The sequence below is a fragment of the Ensifer sp. Root142 genome, from assembly GCF_001426785.1.
Classification (GTDB): Bacteria; Pseudomonadota; Alphaproteobacteria; order Rhizobiales; family Rhizobiaceae; genus Ensifer; species Ensifer canadensis.
In genome coordinates this window covers 47,859-65,506 of sequence record NZ_LMFK01000020.1, presented here as the reverse complement: position 1 = coordinate 65,506, position 17,648 = coordinate 47,859, and the positions used below count along the sequence as shown (strand labels likewise).

14 protein-coding genes and 2 pseudogenes are annotated in these 17,648 nt (G+C 61.0%); 14 read left to right on the top strand and 2 right to left on the bottom strand.

Translation table 11 applies throughout. The annotated features are described in order from the left end of the window. The first annotated feature begins 56 nt into the window (after positions 1-56). The 4 genes and pseudogenes from ASD52_RS20285 (at position 57) to ASD52_RS38620 (ending at position 4,568) form a co-directional block, all read left to right on the top strand. Positions 57-713 (top strand): ABC transporter ATP-binding protein, encoded by a 657-nt coding sequence (locus tag ASD52_RS20285; protein ID WP_057208297.1) that lies wholly within the window; start codon positions 57-59, stop codon positions 711-713. Next, positions 710-3,121 (top strand): ABC transporter permease, encoded by a 2,412-nt coding sequence (locus tag ASD52_RS20280; RefSeq protein WP_057213570.1) that lies wholly within the window; start codon positions 710-712, stop codon positions 3,119-3,121. The genes ASD52_RS20285 and ASD52_RS20280 overlap by 4 nt, the downstream gene beginning before the upstream one ends. After that, positions 3,111-4,184, top strand: coding sequence for a lipocalin-like domain-containing protein (locus tag ASD52_RS20275; RefSeq protein WP_057208264.1), 1,074 nt, complete (start codon positions 3,111-3,113; stop codon positions 4,182-4,184). The genes ASD52_RS20280 and ASD52_RS20275 overlap by 11 nt, the downstream gene beginning before the upstream one ends. A 193-nt stretch (positions 4,185-4,377) precedes the next feature. Further along, positions 4,378-4,568 (top strand): annotated as a pseudogene (locus ASD52_RS38620) (DUF6494 family protein). A 62-nt stretch (positions 4,569-4,630) separates the two neighbouring features. Here ASD52_RS38620 and ASD52_RS20265 read toward each other — a convergent pair. Both ASD52_RS20265 and ASD52_RS40185 read right to left on the bottom strand, forming a co-directional pair. Beyond that, on the bottom strand, positions 4,631-6,085 hold the full coding sequence (locus tag ASD52_RS20265) for a CHAD domain-containing protein (protein ID WP_200951480.1): 1,455 nt from the start codon (positions 6,083-6,085) through the stop codon (positions 4,631-4,633). Positions 6,086-6,271: 186 nt separating this feature from the next. Further along, a pseudogene (locus ASD52_RS40185) lies at positions 6,272-6,373 on the bottom strand (IS110 family transposase); the annotation flags it as partial. A 204-nt stretch (positions 6,374-6,577) separates the two neighbouring features. On the opposite strand from ASD52_RS40185, the gene ASD52_RS20255 reads away from it, so the two are divergent. The 10 genes from ASD52_RS20255 to ASD52_RS20210 all read left to right on the top strand — a co-directional run bounded on the left by ASD52_RS20255 (position 6,578) and on the right by ASD52_RS20210 (position 17,645). Beyond that, positions 6,578-7,297 (top strand): IclR family transcriptional regulator, encoded by a 720-nt coding sequence (locus ASD52_RS20255; RefSeq protein WP_057208256.1) that lies wholly within the window; start codon positions 6,578-6,580, stop codon positions 7,295-7,297. Then, positions 7,298-9,034, top strand: coding sequence for a hypothetical protein (locus ASD52_RS20250; protein ID WP_057221034.1), 1,737 nt, complete (start codon positions 7,298-7,300; stop codon positions 9,032-9,034). It begins immediately after the preceding gene. Further along, on the top strand, positions 9,031-9,741 hold the full coding sequence (locus ASD52_RS20245; RefSeq protein ID WP_057208252.1) for a hypothetical protein: 711 nt from the start codon (positions 9,031-9,033) through the stop codon (positions 9,739-9,741). Before ASD52_RS20250 ends, ASD52_RS20245 begins: the two co-directional genes overlap by 4 nt. Before the next feature lie 11 nt (positions 9,742-9,752). Beyond that, positions 9,753-10,724: a dipeptidase gene (locus ASD52_RS20240; RefSeq protein ID WP_057208295.1), complete on the top strand. Its 972-nt coding sequence runs from the start codon at positions 9,753-9,755 to the stop codon at positions 10,722-10,724. A 101-nt stretch (positions 10,725-10,825) separates the two neighbouring features. Next, a complete protein-coding gene (locus tag ASD52_RS20235) occupies positions 10,826-11,899 on the top strand; it encodes an extracellular solute-binding protein (RefSeq protein ID WP_057208250.1) in 1,074 nt (357 codons plus the stop codon). A 103-nt stretch (positions 11,900-12,002) separates the two neighbouring features. Further along, positions 12,003-12,854 carry an ABC transporter permease gene (locus ASD52_RS20230; protein WP_057208248.1) on the top strand — a complete coding sequence of 284 codons (852 nt, stop codon included), beginning with the start codon at positions 12,003-12,005 and terminating at the stop codon, positions 12,852-12,854. After that, positions 12,851-13,681, top strand: coding sequence for an ABC transporter permease (locus ASD52_RS20225; protein WP_057208246.1), 831 nt, complete (start codon positions 12,851-12,853; stop codon positions 13,679-13,681). Before ASD52_RS20230 ends, ASD52_RS20225 begins: the two co-directional genes overlap by 4 nt. 15 nt (positions 13,682-13,696) lie before the next feature. Beyond that, on the top strand, positions 13,697-14,746 hold the full coding sequence (locus ASD52_RS20220; protein ID WP_057208244.1) for an ABC transporter ATP-binding protein: 1,050 nt from the start codon (positions 13,697-13,699) through the stop codon (positions 14,744-14,746). 38 nt (positions 14,747-14,784) lie between these two features. After that, positions 14,785-16,170: an aspartate aminotransferase family protein gene (locus tag ASD52_RS20215; protein ID WP_057208242.1), complete on the top strand. Its 1,386-nt coding sequence runs from the start codon at positions 14,785-14,787 to the stop codon at positions 16,168-16,170. After that, entirely contained in the window at positions 16,170-17,645 is a 1,476-nt protein-coding gene (locus ASD52_RS20210) for an NAD-dependent succinate-semialdehyde dehydrogenase (protein ID WP_057213565.1), read from the top strand. Before ASD52_RS20215 ends, ASD52_RS20210 begins: the two co-directional genes overlap by 1 nt. Positions 17,646-17,648 lie beyond the last annotated feature (3 nt).

Below are 17,648 nucleotides of genomic sequence, written 5' to 3'. Positions count from 1 at the left end.
CTTTCCAAGCGGCCATGGAGCGTTACATATGTGAAATTGTTCTGATCTTGGCCACCATGGTGATCGCTCTTAGCAATCTTAGGAAATCCTATGAGACTGCCGAAGGGCGCCTTGAAGTGTTGAGAGGGGTCAATCTCGATCTCGGCCAGGGAGACAGCGTTGCCCTGACAGGGGAGTCTGGTAGCGGAAAGAGCACGCTCCTGCATCTCGTAGCCGGCCTCGACCGTCCAGACTCAGGCGAGATCGTGATCGGGGACCGAGACATCTCCAAGCTGAACGATCGGGAACGCGCCGCCTACAGGCGGACAGAAGTCGGCCTTGTATTTCAGCAGTTCAACCTTGTCCCGTCACTGGATGTGGCAGCGAACATCGCTTTCCACGCCAAGCTCGCGGGACGCCACGATCCCCTGTGGGAAAATGAACTCGTGGCCCGCCTAGGAATCGGGACATTGCTCACCAGATATCCCGAGCAGCTTTCCATCGGACAGCAGCAGCGGGTAGCGATCGGACGGACCCTTGCCGCGCGTCCCGGCTTACTCCTGGCGGATGAACCCACAGGAAACCTGGACGAGGCCAACGGAGACGCTGTTCTGGAACTGATGCTCTCGCTGTCGAAGGCAACCGGATCGACACTGCTTCTGGTGACACACTCGCAAAGGCTGGCGGATAGGCTCGACCGGCAGGTGCATTTGCGGTCCGGGAAGATGGAATGAAGATGTGGACCGCAGCCACGGCACTTCTGTCCCACTGGCGACGACGACCGCTGCAGCTCGTCGCTCTCTTGTCCGGCCTGGCGCTGGCGACGGCCTTGTGGTCCGGAGTGCAGGCGATCAACGCAGAGGCCCGCGCAAGCTACACCCGCGCCGCGGTTGTGCTCGACCAGAACGGGTTGGCCAGCCTGGTTTCTCCAAACGGCCGCCCGATTCCTCAGTCCGCCTTCGTGCGGCTCAGACGGGCGGGCTGGATCGTGTCACCAGTTTTAGAGGGAGACTTTCGGTTCGGAACCACCCGGTTAAGGGTGATCGGCATCGAGCCACTGACGATGCCCGCGGAAACCAACACCGTCGATCTTGGAAATGCCGGGGACTTGCTTTCCTTCATCACGCCTCCGGGCATGCTGGTTGTCTCTCCCGAAACAGCGGAAAAAATGCGAGGACAGACGGACCTCGCACTGCGTGTTTCGGATCGGATGCTGAACGGCACCGCCTTCACCGATATCGGCTTGGCCCAGAAGTTATTAAGAAGAGAGGGCGTACTCAGTCGGATTGTGATCGCCAAAAGCCAACGTTCCGGTCTGGATCCGCTTGAAAAGCTTGTTCCAACGCTCTCAGTTCGTCAGCCGAATGCAGAAACCGATGTCGAGCATCTTACCGAGAGCTTCCATCTCAATCTGACGGCCTTCGGTTTTCTCGCCTTCGCGGTGGGGCTGTTCATCGTGTACTCGACGATCGGTCTCGCTTTCGAGCAACGGCGGCCGACCTTCAGAACGCTTCGCTGCCTTGGAGTTTCGTTGAGTGCGCTTGCGGTTCTGCTGCTCGCCGAACTTGCCCTTTTCGCCCTCGCCGCCGGGGCAGTCGGCGTCGCGATCGGCTATCTGATCGCGTCACTGCTGCTGCCCGGAGTGGCCGCGACCCTTGAAGGACTTTACGGAGCCAGCGTGCCCGGCACGCTTTCCCTGCGTCCGGAGTGGTGGCTTTCGGGCTTTGCCATCGCAGTGGCCGGAACAATGGTTTCGTCGGCACAGAGCCTGTTGCGCTTGATGCGGGTGCCTTTGCTCGCGGCGGCCCAACCCCAGGTGTGGGGGCGGTCGTGGCAAGCGGGGCGGCGGATTCAAGTGCTGGCCGCGGCGGCTTTGCTAGCCCTCTCGGGAGCTCTTCTTCTATGGGCTGATGGACTTGAGGCGGGCTTTGGCATCCTTGGCTGTCTTCTGCTCGGGGCGTCGCTACTTCTCCCCACCGTGCTCTCCGGATTCCTCACCGTAATGCAGCGGACGTCTTCACGTGCGCTCGTCACGTGGTTCTGGGCCGACGCTCGGCAGCAGCTCCCCGGACTTTCCCTTGCGCTCATGGCATTGCTTCTTGCGCTGGCGGCAAACGTCGGCGTTGGAACCATGGTGTCGAGCTTCCGTCTCACGTTCGTCGGCTGGCTCGACCAACGTCTCGCCGCCGAACTTTACGTCGCTGCCCGGAACGAGGGCGAGGCAGACAGGCTCAGGACATGGCTCGCAACGAAGGTGGAATCGGTGTTGCCGATCTCCAGCGTAGATGCCGAGATCCGGGGGCAGCCGATGCAGATTTTCGGTGTCGTTGACGATCCGACCTACAGGAAGCACTGGCCCCTGATCGTTGGCATGCCGGACGTCTGGGATCGGGTGGCGTCCGGTCAAGGGGTGCTGGTCAACGAACAGTTCTGGAGGCGGGACCGGCTCCGTATCGGCGATGAGCTGGATCTGGCGGGGGACTGGAAGGCGGCGGTTGTCGGGGTCTATTCGGATTACGGAAACCCAAAGGGCGAGGTCATCGTCGGAATAAATGCGCTGACCTCTCGCTACCCGCAGGTCTCGCGTCTGCGCTACGGTCTGCGGATCCAGCCTGATCAGATTGCGGACCTACGATCGAGGCTCTCGGACGAATTCGGACTACCATCCGATAACGTCGTCGATCAAGCGGCACTGAAGGAACGGTCACGGCGGATCTTCGATCGCACTTTTTTGGTCACTGGCGCGTTGAACATGTTCACACTGGGGGTTGCAGCATTCGCTATGTTCTCGAGCCTCCTCACGCTTTCGGAAATGCGCCTCCCGCAGCTTGCGCCTGTGTGGGCCATGGGGGTCACAAGACGCGATCTCGCTCTTCTTGAGCTTCTGAGAACGCTGGTGCTCTGGCTGGCGACATTTATTGCCGCCTTGCCCCTCGGCCTAGCGCTGGCGTGGGTGCTTCTCGCGGTGGTAAACGTCGAAGCCTTCGGTTGGCGTCTGCCTATGTATATCTTTCCTTACGAGTGGGTTCGCCTCGGTCTCGTCGTGCTCGCCGCTGCTGTCGTTTCCGTATTTATCCCGCTTCGCCGGCTGGCCGGAGTCACGCCATCGGAACTTCTGAAGGTATTCGCCAATGAGCGTTAGATCGATTGCGATCGCTTTTGCGGCGACGACCATGGCCAGCATATCCGGGAGCCAAGCGGTCTCCGAGGGTTTTGGTGGCCTTGGCTCAGCGGCCGAAGGGTTTTCGGTGCCGCAACCCGGCCAGCTGTTGCGTTTTTCCGCCGACCACGGCCCACATCCGGACTTTCGGATAGAGTGGTGGTATCTAACGGCCAATCTTGAAGCACCCGACGGAACTCAATACGGAGCGCAGTGGACCCTTTTCCGGTCAGCGCTTGCTCCGGGTGAGGCCGGCGAGTGGTCGAGCCCACAGATCTGGATGGGTCACGCAGCCGTCACCACTTCAGAGGACCACTTCGTGGCAGAACGTATTTCACGCGGGGGAGTGGGGCAGGCTGGTGTTGTCGCGGAGCCGTTCGCGGCCTGGATCGATGACTGGCAGATGACGGGACTTGCAACCCCGGGATCGGATCAGCTGGCCGATCTCAACGTGACTGCAGCCGCAAAGGACTTCGGCTACGAACTCCGCCTGTCGGCCACCGGCCCGCTCGTGCCGCATGGCGATAACGGCTATTCGGTGAAATCAGCGAAGGGACAGGCCAGCTACTACTATTCGCAACCGTTCTACGCGGTGACCGGCTCGCTTTCGCTACCCACCGGGAGTGTAGAGGTGGCGGGGAAGGCTTGGCTTGACCGCGAGTGGTCGTCACAGCCGCTCGCGGAAGACCAGACCGGTTGGGACTGGTTCTCGCTGCATCTCGATACGGGAGAGAAGCTCATGGGCTTCCGTCTCAGAGATGAAGGAGAGGGATATACCTCCGCCACCTGGATCACCGCCGACGGGCGACCGGACCCCTTACCCGCGGGGGCTCTCCAGATCGCTCCCGTCCGGACTGCCAAGGTCGCGGGGCGTCAGATTCCAGTGGCCTGGAACATACGAATTCCCAGTCGCGGCTTTGACGTCACGACCAGGCCGTTGAACGACCAAGCATGGATGTCTACTTCCACACCGTATTGGGAAGGCCCGATTAGCTTCGGCGGCAACGTCGGTGGGAGGGGGTATCTGGAGATGACTGGGTACTAAACGCCTAGATAACCCTTCCCAAAATCCTGGGGTGAACGGAATCGAACCAAGGGCCCGGCGATCTCCTTCGTGCGACGCGCAGCCGCGCCAGCCATCCGCCCGCTTGTGCCTCGCGCTCTGCACAAGGCGGTGATTTTACCGAGGGCACTATTTGATGACGGGGAATGATTTCCGGACACAGAGGAGTTCTGCCATGAGCGAAGACGCCTTCAACAGGCGATCCGCACCTTCCTGAAGGAAGTCGGCATGACCTCGCAGAGCAAGATCGAGGAGACAGTGTGCGAAGGGCAGATCGGCGGCAAGAAACTGAAAGTCCGCATGACGCTGACGGCGGAAACTTGCCGAGATCTCGGTCAACCGGGGACGCGCGGATCGCGAGCTTGACCTCGCGGTCGGCAGCCCGGTCGAGGTCGCCCTTAAGGAAGCGGCCTGGAGCGTTGTTGGGGCTATCGCCAGAAACGTTTCGCATCCACAAGATCGACGTACGCATCTTCGGCCGCCTCAAGCAGGCCCCTCTTGTTGCCTTTCGCGATTAGGGATGCCGTTGCCGGTTCGCCGGCCAGCCCGATCCTTTCAAGAAGTTGTGAACCAGCCGCCATGTCGTTCAACGCGCCGAGTTGGTCCTGCAGCTCTCCGAGGATGGTTATGAACCGCTTATGACGTCGTCGCCCCCGTTTGCCTGGGAAAAGAAGCATGAAAAACTCGGACGCGTAGCGCAACTTCTTTGCATCCTTTCGCACCTTGTGGCGCTCTTCGTCGTCGATGACGACTATTGCCCGTCCGTCTCGCTTTATCTTCTTTCGCAGGCGCTCGAGCGCGGAGGAAGCAAAATCCACGGCCGGCACCTGCCTGAGATCCGTCGTTTCCGCGGCATCCAGCCAGGGACCGTTGGAAATCCATTCGGCAAGACCCAGCATAAATGCCCTAACCCTTTGTGAGCCCAGCGTTGCTTCCACCTCGTCATATGCGGAATCTCGCGCCTCGGTCAGGCGAATGCGCAATACCGCTAACTCCGTCTTGCCCAAGAGGACATCGATGTCTCGCGCCTGTCCGAGAACCCCGGCAAGCCAGCGCGCTTCACTCCCAAGGTGCTCGGATCGATCATCGGCGATGACGTCCTTGAATATGGAGAACGCCGATCGCAGTCTTCTCAGCGACACGCGAGCCTGGTGCAGTGCCTCGGCATCCCTGGCGGCAAGAAGGACCGCTTCGTTCAACCTGTATTGCTTGATGCAGGCCTGAGCGATCTGCTGAAAAGCGGCGGCCGTTGTGATCTGCTTATCCAGTTGGACGAGCTCCGCCTTGAACACACTGACGGCAGGTCCAAGGAGTTTGTAGCCACGCGCTGCCTTGCTCAGCACGCCGATCCGAACCGGTGCGAAGCCGTCCAGCTCCTGGGCAAGATCAAACAGAGCGGAACTGGAACCGTTCTTCAGCTCGAGTTCCAGCTCGCAGAATCGGGTTTCCCGATCGCCCACAGTAACACGCCCGATGTCCAACGCTGCTTCAATCTTGGCGTCGTCGCGCGAGAGCAACCACATTCGACGTTCGACGTGAACATCGAACCGGGCTTGCAGAGCGTCGACATCGTCTTCCAGAAGCGATCTGATTGGCGTCGAGTGATCGAGAACAGGCAGGTCACTGGAGATTGTGAACTCCCATTCAGGGCGCACGAAAAGCCCGGCTAACTTGGCGTTGTCTGCCTTGACGGTCTGCGTCCGCACTCCGTCTACCGTGCGGATCCGCAAGGAAAATCCCGCCGCGCGCAATTTGTGGTCCGGGGTGTCGAAGTAGACCGAGCGCTGGGACATGGTTTTAGGCTTGCCTGTCAAAAGTGGCGACGCCTTAATCCGCCCGAGCGCGTCGGGCGACAGCTCAAGCTTGAGTTCCGTTTCGTTCACCTTAGTCGTCCCCATGGCCGTGATGGGTCAGAACCTATGCTTCAACCATAACAAACTTATGGTCACCCGTCTGGGCCGGGCACCTGGGATACGCGGCCCCGCTCGCGTCGCAATCACAGTCCGCGAGCTGCAGCTTGGAATGTCCGACCTTTGGCGGACACACGCGGCCCTATGCATGGCCATCGCGCTGGGAAGAGAATTGCAGTGGACTGTTCTGAACCAGCCAAGCCGCATCACCTGCGCGATGCCCCGCGCGTCCTTCTTGTCGATCTTCACCGGCATCGTGGTTCGTTTGAGAGATCCTGATGCTCAGGTTTCTAAGCCAGGCATGAATTCAAACCAATAGGGCCTGGTCATTTCAGTGCGCGCGGCCGGGCGCAGATTTTTTCATCGGCCACAGGAATCCCAAGTTGACAGATATCAATCTATCGTCCAACATAAACATACACCGTCTTCTATTGTTGGACAATAGGAAAAAGAAAGAAATTTCGAATGGCAGTTCGCCCCCTTTCATCCGTGCTGAAGACACTTACTGCATTCGACTGTGTCGCGGCCGCCGCAGAGCCGATGCGCCTGGTCGACATCGCCAAGCAGCTCGGAGAAGCCCGAGGCGCTGCCCATCAGCGCCTCGTCACGCTGGTCGAGGCCGGCTGGATCGAACAGACACAGGATGGCCGCTACCGGCTGACACTGCGGGTCGTCAGCCACGCGGCCATGGCGTTGGAGCAGTCCAATCTCGGCGCACGTTTTGCGGGCGTTCTCGAGGAAATGGTGACGCAAAGCGGTGAAACGGCCTCGCTCGCAGTCCTCGATGGCAGGGATGCCGTTATCGTTCGGCGGGTGGAATCTCGTGGCGTTCTTCGCGCCGACCTCAAGGTTGGTGCGCATCTCAGGCTCGATAGGACAGCCTTCGGCCGCGTGCTCGCCTCGCACGCGCGCCCAGAAATCATTGAGCGACTGCGTGCGCAAGGCGTCAGCCTCCCGGACGATGACATGATGACGCTGGTTCGCCAGCAGGGATACGCCATTTCGGAAGTCGAAGGCCCGCGCACTGTCTCGGCGGTCGCCGCACCCATCCTAGACGCGCAGGGCGAGTGCATCGGCGCACTGGCCCTTTCGGGCCCGTTCCAAGGTTTTGATACTGAAAAATGCGCTGGGATCGTCGTTGCGGCAGCGGCGGCGAGCTCGGGGCGCATGCGAGGAGACCAATAAATGACTGCCCTTAGAAGACCTGCTCCGGCGCAGGACGCGTACCGCATTGCGCGGCTGATGCGTTCAGCCGGCGAAATGATGGCGCCTGAGCGCTTGGCCGCCATCCAGCCGTCGCGCGTCAGCGCATCGCGCGCGCTGCTCAGCCACGCAATCCGCGGTCGCTGGCAGATCCTTTGCAAGCGCTTCGAGATCGATGAGAAGGGTAACGGGGTTGCCGAATACCGCATCGATATTGGCAGCTGGCGCTTCAGCTTCCCCGTCTTTTCTTTTGAGCCCTCGCCCCATGGTCGCACCGGTCGGATCATCGGCCGGGCCTGGGACATGATGGGCGCATTGATCGAGGGCGATCTGAGCCAGGTCGATTTCGAGACCACGCGCAATGAGCTTCCCAAACTTTACGAGGGGCGCGCCACACCCGGCACGCTCATATGGTGCCGCTCCAATCGCAGCGGTCGCTTCTTCGAGAGTGCCCGCCAGGCGTTGACAGCGGGACGGCAGCCAGACGTCGCTGAACTTGCACAGACCTGCTATCTCATGCGCAACACCGGTCTCGACGGCAACGGCACGTTTGGAACGAAGAGTTTCCTTGCCTATGAAGCGGACCACCCACTGCGCTGGTCGCTCGCTGCGCAGATGCTGTGCGCCTACATGATGCGTGTCTTCGCTCAGGACCTGTTGCAGCATCTTGTCCGCCTCGGTTCGCCGCAGGCGCCGGACATGGCCAAGGACCTTCGCCGCTTCCTCGGCGTCGGCAACGGCTCGGCACTCGGCCTGATGCTATTCGTCAACAACCACCCGCGGCTGATCGAACGCTGGCTTTTCATTCGCGAAGAGGCCATTGCGCGCGCTAAGGCTGTACTCCCCGACGACGCGGGCTCACAGATCACCAAGCTGCTGACCCTCGTCGACAAGGCAATCACCTTCCGCACGCAGGATCGTGCTGCCTACGAAAACTTCACGCGTTCCGACGTGCTTGCGGAAGAATTGCAGATCATCCGGCGCGCTGTCGCCGACCTTCTGCAACGCTGGCAGGCGGGCAACCGCTTTGAGGCCGAGCCCTTCGCAGAACTTGCGGCCTCGCTTGAGGGGCGCGTCCATGCGGAAGCCATGGAAACTCTTCATTCGCTCCTGATCGAATTGGTGCCCGACGAGGCCGATGCCCTGGTCGACGGCCTGGTCATCGACGAGGAGTTGACGGGGCGACCGGAAATGCCGGTTCACCGACTGCGCGACCTGATACGCAACGATTACGCCTGGGCCTTCAAGCTTAATCTGGAGGTTCCGGCCTCCGAGCGCTACGTCTGGTACAAGTCCGTGACCGCCGAAGAACCGCGCCGCGGCCTTGCAACGGAGGTCGGTCAGAATGTCGTCAATCTCGGCCTCGACCTGCCACGTCTCGTCGTAGCCCTTGACCGCGACCTCTCGGCGGCCGACCCGAACCTCAGCACAGCCCGCTTCCTGTTCGCCCATCCACAGCACAGGGCCATCGTCACCCGTGTCCAGGCCCTTGCCGGCACCAGCCTGCATTCGCCCCATGCAGACATCATGAGCGGCTCCTTCACGCCAGCTCATATCACCCGCCTTCTCAATGTCGGTATCCACGGCATCGACAAGACACGCGACTTCCTCGATCGCAACTTGCGTGGCGTTCTGTTCCATGGCGCGCCCATTCCCGAAGACATTGCTTCTGGGAGCGCCGACGAGTTGTGGTTTTATCCTGCGGAGCCAAACCTGTGAGCACGTGCCAGTCTAATCTTGCGACCTCCATGACTGTCAGCCTGCGCGAGATGCGCATGGTGTTTGAGCGCCTGCTCCAGGTCACGCGCATCGAAAGCGGGCTCGTTCCGGCCCTTCGCGATTGCGCAGTCTACTCGGCCGCCCTCGGCGGCTTTGCCCGCTTGCCCGCAACGCTTGAGACGATCAGCAAGGCCACCCCCAGCGCACTTTCACTCGAGGGATCGGATGACCCTGTCATTCACTGCGGCGGCCAACATGCCTGGCTTGCCGCCGATGCCGCCCTTGAGCTGGCGGTCGAGATCCTGAAGACCGGCGGCCGTGGCATCGTCACCGTGCGCAACGCTGCGGACATCGGCGAATTGCGGGTCATCGAGGCGCTGGCGCAGCGCTTCGGCTTGAAGGCAATAGTCGCTGTTGGCGCCGATCGCGCGACGATCGCCGTCACGCCCGCAACTGATGCCGATGAAATCGCCCTGCTCGACAAGATCCGCCGCGACGGGGTCGATGTCGACGCCGCGCTCTGGTGGGAACTCTACCATCGCTCCGCAGAGGCGCTCGCACCCGACTCCTATCTTTCACGCCGCCATGCCGGACCGATCATCGTTGAGGCCGACGGCAAGGTCATCGGCCGCCAGGACGAGGACGAGACGGACTTTTCGTTGCTTCTCGCTGACGCGCCCAATAGCGCCGTTTCCGCCAACCATTGAACGGAATGACCATGATTATCGATGCTCTGCAATGCGGCCATTTCAACCGCGAATCCTTCGAAGCCCTGAAACGTGGCGGCTACAGCGCCGTCACGCCGACACTTGGCTTTTGGGAGGGGACGATGGAGTCGCTCGATTCCCTTGCTCGCTGGCGCGACATGGAACGTGAAAACGCCGACATCATCCTGATTGCCCGCACAGCCGCCGATATCGAGCGCGCCGGGCGCGAGAACAAGGTTGCGATCGTGCTCGGTTATCAGAACTCCAACCTCTTCGAAGACCGCATCGCCTATGTGGAATTCTTCGCCGAGCTCGGCGTGCGTGTCGTACAGCTCACCTATAACAACCAGAACGAACTTGGCGGCTCCTGCTACGAGGAGAATGACAGCGGTCTCGCCCGATTTGGCAGGGACGTTGTACGCGAGATGAACCGCGTCGGCATGCTCGTCGATCTTTCTCATGTCGGCGACCGCACGACGCTTGACGCCATCGAATGGTCCGAAAAACCGGTCGCCATCACCCATGCCAACGCGGACTCGCTCTTTGCGCACAAGCGCAACAAGTCCGACAAGGTGATCAAGGCACTCGCGGAACGCAGAGGCGTCATCGGCTGCGTCGCCTACCGCAACATTACGCCCGAAAGTGCCTGCGCGAGCGTTGATGGTTGGTGCGAGATGGTGGCGCGAACGGTCGACATTGCCGGCATCGATCATGTCGGCATCGGTACCGACATTTCCCACAACCACAGCCAGCGCGACTACGACTGGATGCGCAAGGGCCGCTGGACACGCTCCGTCCAGTACGGCGCGGGTTCGGCTTCAACTCCCGGCGCCGTGCCGAAGCCGGAATGGCTCTTGAAGCCGGAAAACCTTCAGGACGTGGCGCCCGCACTCAAGCGCGTCGGGTTCAACCAGCAAGAGGCAAACAAGATCCTCAGAGACAACTGGCTGCGCCTCTATGGCGAGGTCTTCCGCGCCGACTGATCGATCCGGAAACGGACTCCAACAAAAGAAGGGCCGCCGCCGGCAGGCGAGCGGCCACGAGGAACAGCAATCAACGACCGTTCGACTAAGGAGAACAACGAATGGACACGTTCAAGAAAGCATCGGCAATGCCGGTCTCGCGACGCGCAGTACTCGGTGCAGGCCTATTAGGGGCCGCAATGCTCGCATTACCTTTCGTGCGCCGTGCAAGCGCTGAAGAAAATGTACTCTATGTCAACACCTGGGGCGGCGACTGGGAAGCCTCCGTCAAGAAGTTCCTCTTCGATCCCTTTACAGCCGATACCGGTATCGAGATCCGCACGGTCTCGCCGATCTCGTTTGCCAAGCTCGCAGCACAGAAGACGACTGGCGTCTTTGAGTTCGACGTCACCACGCTCGGCGTTGCAGACGTCGCTCGTGCAAATGCCGCCGGCCTCTTGGAAACGCTCGGTGACCACGTCGACACCTCGAAACTGTGGCAGGGCGCGATCTATGAAAACGGCCTGTCGACCCACGGCTTCGCCACGCAGCTGGCTTACAACAAGGCGAAGTACCCGGACGGCCTGAGGAGTTGGACCGATTTCTTCAATGTCGAAAAGTTCCCGGGAAACCGCAGTTTGCAGCGCCATGCCGCCCGCATTCTCGCCATCGCGCTCCTCGCCGATGGTGTCTCCCCCGACCAACTCTTCCCCTATGATCTCGACCGCGCCTTCGCCTCGCTTGACAAGGTCAAGGACAACGTTCGCGTCTGGTGGACGGCAGGCCCGCAGGCCCGCCAGATCCTGACCGACGGCGAGGTCGACATGGCGGGCCTCTGGGACAGCGATGCTGCCGGCGCCAAGAAGGCTTCCAAGGATCCGATCGAGATCGTTTGGGATCAGGCGATCGTCGACCAGGCGTGCTGGATCGTCGCCAAGGACAGTCCGAGGTCCGAAAACGGCTTCAAGCTGATCAGCCATATCGGCCAGAATGCCGAGGGCCTCGCGAAGTTCTGCATCGCCGACCAGAATGGCCCGATGAACCCGAAGTCGTTCGATTTCATTCCGGCTGACGTGGCCAAGACCATGCCGACCTATCCAGATCACCTCGCCCGCGCTGTCATGCTCGACGGCGCCAAGCTGACGGCCCAGATCGACGAGCTGAGCAGCCGCTTCGAGAGCTGGGTCGGTCTTTGATCCAAACCTCCCGGTTCAGCAACAAGCGGAACCGGGAGGATCTGAAAACAGGTACGGCATGAGGATCGGGTTTTCCCGATTAGGGTACTGAGGGAGCAGTGACATGAAACAGAGATCGTTTTCGCCCATTGCGGAGGGGCCGATACCGCTGATGGCCCCGGCAGCGGTTTTCCTTGCGGGGTTGTTCCTGGTACCGCTTGCCTATGTGGGCTGGATGAGCGTCTCGCAGCCCGCTCTTGGCCTGCAGAACTTCGGCCGTCTCCTGCATTCGGGCCTGTTTGCGTCCGTCATTTACCAGACCTTCAGGACCGCCTTCCTTGTCACGGCCATTGCGCTTCTCTTCGCCTATCCTCTGGCTTATGCCGCCGCGAACGGATCGAAACGCTTCGCAACCTTCCTGCTGACCGTGGTCGCTCTGTCATTCTGGACGAGTTATCTCGTGCGCACCTATGCCTGGATGGTCATCCTCGGCAACCAGGGACCGGTCACAGCACTCCTTACCTGGCTCGGTTGGGATCCGGCGCCCAAGCTGCTCTTCACCACCTTTAGTGCAACGCTTGCCATGACCCATGCGCTCATCCCTTTTATGACCATGTCGCTTTTCTCGGTCATGAAGCGCATCGATCCTCTCCATGTCCGCGCTGCCGAAAGCCTCGGTGCGAGCCCACTTCGGGCCTTCGTTGCGGTCTACCTACCGCTCTCGGCACCTGGCATCGTCAACGGCTGCACGCTTGTCTTTATCACCTGCCTCGGCTTCTATGTGATGCCTGTCCTGCTCGGCAGCCCGCGCGACCAGATGATCGCCGGTATCATCGGCGACCAGATCGAGCAGACGCTCGATTTCGGTCTCGGCTCGGCGATCTCCATCGTCTTGCTCGGCCTCACGCTTGCCGTCTACGCGCTTTACAACCGTTTCTTCGGTCTCGACCGGCTTTGGGCAGGAGGCGGCCGATGAACCCGTTCCTCCGCGCCCTTGCGCTCCTCATCGCCGTCTTCGTTGCCGCGCCGATGTTCATCGTCATTCCTATGTCGTTCAGCTCGGCAGCCTCGCTGACTTTCCCGCCGCCGGGTTATACGCTCGCGAACTACATCAATTTCTTCTCCGACCCGAACTGGACAGAGCCGCTGGTCAACAGCGTCATCATCGGCATCGGTACGGTCTTCGTGACGCTCAGCCTTGCGATCCCCGCGTCTTTTGCTCTCGTGCGGCACATTTTCCTCGGACGTGGATTGTTCAATCTCTTGATCATGCTGCCAATGATCGTGCCAACCATCGTCATGGCGCTCGGGTACTACATGTATTTCGGTCAATTGCGCCTCGTGCAGAGCTACCTGGGCGTCATCCTGGCCCATAGCTGCATCGCCATGCCCATGGCGACGTTGATCCTGACCGCAGCGCTCAAAGGATTCGACCAATCCGTCGAACGGGCCGCCATGAGCCTGGGTGCATCGCCTTTCACGACGTTCCGGCTGGTCACCTTTCCGATCTTGCGTCCCGCCTTCACGGTTGCCGGCCTCTTTGCCTTTATCGCATCCTTCGATGAAGCCGTTATCGCGCTCTTCATCTCCGGCCGCGACAAGGCAACCCTGCCGCGCCAGATGTTCAATGCCGTCCGCCAGGAGGCGGATCCGACGATCTCGGCAGCCTCTTCATTCCTTTTCCTGCTTGTTCTGGCTGGCATCTCAATCTGGCTTGCACCGCAATTCCTGCGCCGCCGGTCCGGTTTCACGCGTCAGCCGCTCGAAAACGGCGCCACCAACACCGCTCCCGCGGCATCCTGATCAAGGAGCAAAGCCATGAACGCCCGTTCCCTCACACTCCGCAGTGTCAACAAGAGCTACGACGGCAAGCATATGGCGGCCGACGACGTGTCGCTCGACATCAAGGCCGGCGAATTTGTCTCCTTCCTTGGACCCTCAGGCTCCGGCAAAACAACCACACTGATGATGATTGCCGGTTTCCAGCATCCGACGAGCGGCGAAATCCGGCTCGGCGAGCGTGCCATCGACAAACTACCGCCGCACAAGCGCAACATCGGTATGGTCTTCCAGAACTACGCGCTCTTCCCGCACATGACGATTGCCGACAACGTCGCCTTCCCCTTGCGCATGCGGGGCGTGGAGAGGGCGGAGAAGGACCGCCGGTCGCGCGAGGCGCTGGCGAAGGTCGGCCTGCAGGGTTTCGAGAAACGTGTCCCCTCCGAGCTATCCGGGGGCCAGCAACAACGCGTAGCCCTTGCACGGGCGCTCGTCTTCCAGCCAGATGTCATTCTGCTCGACGAACCGCTCGGCGCACTCGACAAGGCGCTGCGCGAGCACATGCAGGTGGAGTTGAAGCGCATCCACCGCGATCTCGGCGTCACCATGGTCTATGTCACCCACGATCAGTCCGAGGCCATGACCATGTCGGACCGGATCGCCGTTTTCAAAGGGGGACGCATCGAGCAGGTCGGCACTCCGAACGAGATCTATTTCGCGCCGAAGAGCCGCTTCGTCGCCTCCTTCATCGGCGACAGCAACATCATTGCCGCCACTTCGCTTGGCGGTGGCCGTTTCGAGACGCCAGTCGGCGTCGTCGACACGAAGGCTGCAGGTGGCGACCGAAACACCAAGGCCGAGCTGCTGCTGCGTCCGGAAATGATCCGTCTCGCTGTCCGGGCGGAGGCTGGGCGCCAGGCGATGAAGATCGACAGCACCATCAACTACGGCGACAACCTTCTGGTCGTCGGCAAGCTCGGCACCCAAGCGATCCGCATGCGCGTGCCCGGCGTCGATGCACGAAGACTCGACGGCGCCTCGGAGTGCCACGTCACCTGGCGTAGCGAAGACGTGCACGTCATCGCCTGACAATCGCCAAGCAATTCAAGCATACCCTGGAGCTTGCCATGAACGACCGCCCCAATTCCCTCCACGCCCTGGACCGGCAAAACCTCGTCCATCCCTACACCAACCTTGCGGTTCACCAGGAGGTGGGGCCGCATCTAATCACTGGCGGCGAAGGGATCTACGTGATCGATGATGAAGGCAAGCGCTACATCGAAGGTCTCGCGGGCCTCTTCTGCGCCGGTCTCGGTTTCAGTGAGCAGCGACTGGTGGAAGCGGCGACGCGGCAATTGAAGACGATGCCATTTTACCATTCCTTCGCCCACAAATCGACGGAACCGGGCATCCGTCTCGCCGAGAAGCTGCTTGAAATGGCCCCAGTTGCGATGTCGAAGGTCTTCTTCGCCGGCTCCGGCTCCGAGGCAAACGACACGGCGATCAAGCTTGTCTGGTACTATAACAATGCGGTCGGACGACCTGAGAAGAAGAAGATCATTTCGCGCCGCAAGGCTTACCATGGCGTAACGGTCGCCACCGCCAGCCTCACGGGCCTGCCGTTCAATCATCGCGATTTCGATCTGCCGATCGCCAATATCCTGCACACTGACTGCCCGCACTACTGGCGGTTTGCCGAACCCGGCGAGAGCGAGGAGGACTTTGCGACCCGGCTAGTCGGCAACCTTGAGGCAATGATACTTGAAGAGGGCCCGCAAACGGTGGCGGCGTTCTTTGCCGAACCGGTCATGGTGTCTGGGGGAGTGATCACACCGCCGAAGACCTATTTCGAAAAGCTCCAGGCGGTCCTGAAGAAGTACGATATCCTTCTGGTCGCAGACGAAGTCATTTGCGGTTTCGGGCGTACCGGCAACATGTTCGGGTCAGAAACCTACGGACTGAACCCGGACATGATCAGTTGCGCAAAACAGCTTTCGGCCGCCTACATGCCGATCTCTGCGCTGATGATCAACGCGAAGATCGCGGACGTCCTCGTCGACCAGAGCCGCAAGATCGGCACCTTTTCGCACGGCTTCACCTATGGCGGTCATCCAGTCGCGGCCGCCGTCGCGCTGGAGGCACTGACGATTTACCAGGAAACCGACATAGTCTCCCACGTCCGCGCCGTCAGCTCGCGCTTCCAGCAGGGCATTCGCAAGCTTGGCGAACACCCGCTGATCGGTGAGGCCCGCGGTGTTGGTCTTGTGGCCGGCCTCGAATTCGTCAAGGACAAGGGAACGAAGGAGAACTTTCCGCCCGCCTGGCAGGTCGCCAACCATGCCGGCAAGTTCGCAACCGAGCGCGGCGTCCTTACTCGCGGTCTTGGCGACATGGTGAGCCTATGCCCGGCCATGATCATCTCTAAGATGCAGATCGACGATCTCATGACCCGCATGCAGCTGGCCCTCGACGACACGCTTTCGTGGGCGCGCAGCCAAGGCTACATCGCGTGATGCCGCAGATCGCCATCTCCAACCGTCCGCCACATTGTTATGAACGGCTCGGCATGCTGATCGACGGCCGCTGGATCTATGAGACCGAGCGGCGGGACGCGGTCATCGAACCTGCCAGCGGTACGCTCATCGGCCATTTGCCCCATGCTACTGACGTCGATCTCGCGGCGGCCGTCGCCTCCGCGCAGCGTGCATTCGATAGCTGGAAAGACCGCTCGCCGCTTGACCGCGGACAGGTTCTGCGCCGCTTCGCCGAACTCGCCCGCAAGCATGTCGAAGACATCGGCCGAAGCATGGTGATGGACCAGGGAAAACCGCTTGCAGAAGCAATCGGAGAGATTCGATTCGCGGCCGACCATGCCGATTGGCACGCGGAGGAGGCGCGACGCATTTACGGTCGCCTTGTCCCTTCGCGCGATCCGCGTGTGCAACAGGTGGTCACCCGCGAGCCCGTCGGCGTCTGCATTGCCTTTACCCCCTGGAACTTCCCTTTCAGCCAGGCGCTACGCAAGGTCGTGGCGGCCCTGGCTAGCGGCTGCACGATCATCCTGAAAGGCCCGGCGGAATCGCCCTCCTCCACGGTCGCGATCGGCCGGCTCATGCAGGAGGCGGGACTGCCGGACGGTTGCCTCAACATTGTCTGGGGATCGTCTTCGCATATTTCCGAGACGCTGCTGGCGGCCCCTGAGGTGAAGAAGATTTCGTTTACGGGCTCTGTCGAGGTCGGCAAGCTGCTCGCTTCGCTCGCCGGCCGGCACATGAAGCGGTCGACGATGGAGCTTGGCGGCCACGCTCCCGTAATCGTCTTCGACGACGCCGACATTGAAGCTTCTGCCGACGCGCTTGCCGTCCAAAAGGTCCGCAATGCCGGACAGGTCTGCGTCTCGCCGACCCGCTTCTACGTTCAGGCAACAGCGTATGACCGTTTCCTTGCACGCTTCGCCGACAAGGTGGCCGCAACGAAGGTTGGCAATGGCTTTGACGAAGGGGTGCAGATGGGACCGCTCTGCCACGCCCGCCGGGTGACGGCCATGGAAGGCTTCGTACAGGATGCTCGCGACCGGGGGGCCGAGATCGTGACCGGCGGCAGTCGCATCGGCAATACCGGCTTCTTCTATGCACCAACGGTCGTCGCCGGCGGCTGTGAGGCTCTGCAACTGATGAACGAGGAGCCCTTCGGTCCAATTGCGATCGTCACACCGTTTTCTGGTTTTGAAGACGTGATCCGCCGCGCCAACAGCCTTTCTTTTGGCCTGGCTTCGTACGTGTTCACCGCTTCGAGCAGTCGAGCCCGGCACACAGCGCAAGCGCTTGCCGCCGGGATGGTCAGCATCAATCACTTCGGTCTGGCGTTACCCGAAACGCCTTTCGGTGGCATCAACGACAGCGGCTATGGTAGCGAAGGCGGAGTTGAAACCTTCGACGGCTATCTCAACACGAAGTTCGTGACCCACTTCGAAGCGCGACCCGAATGAGGA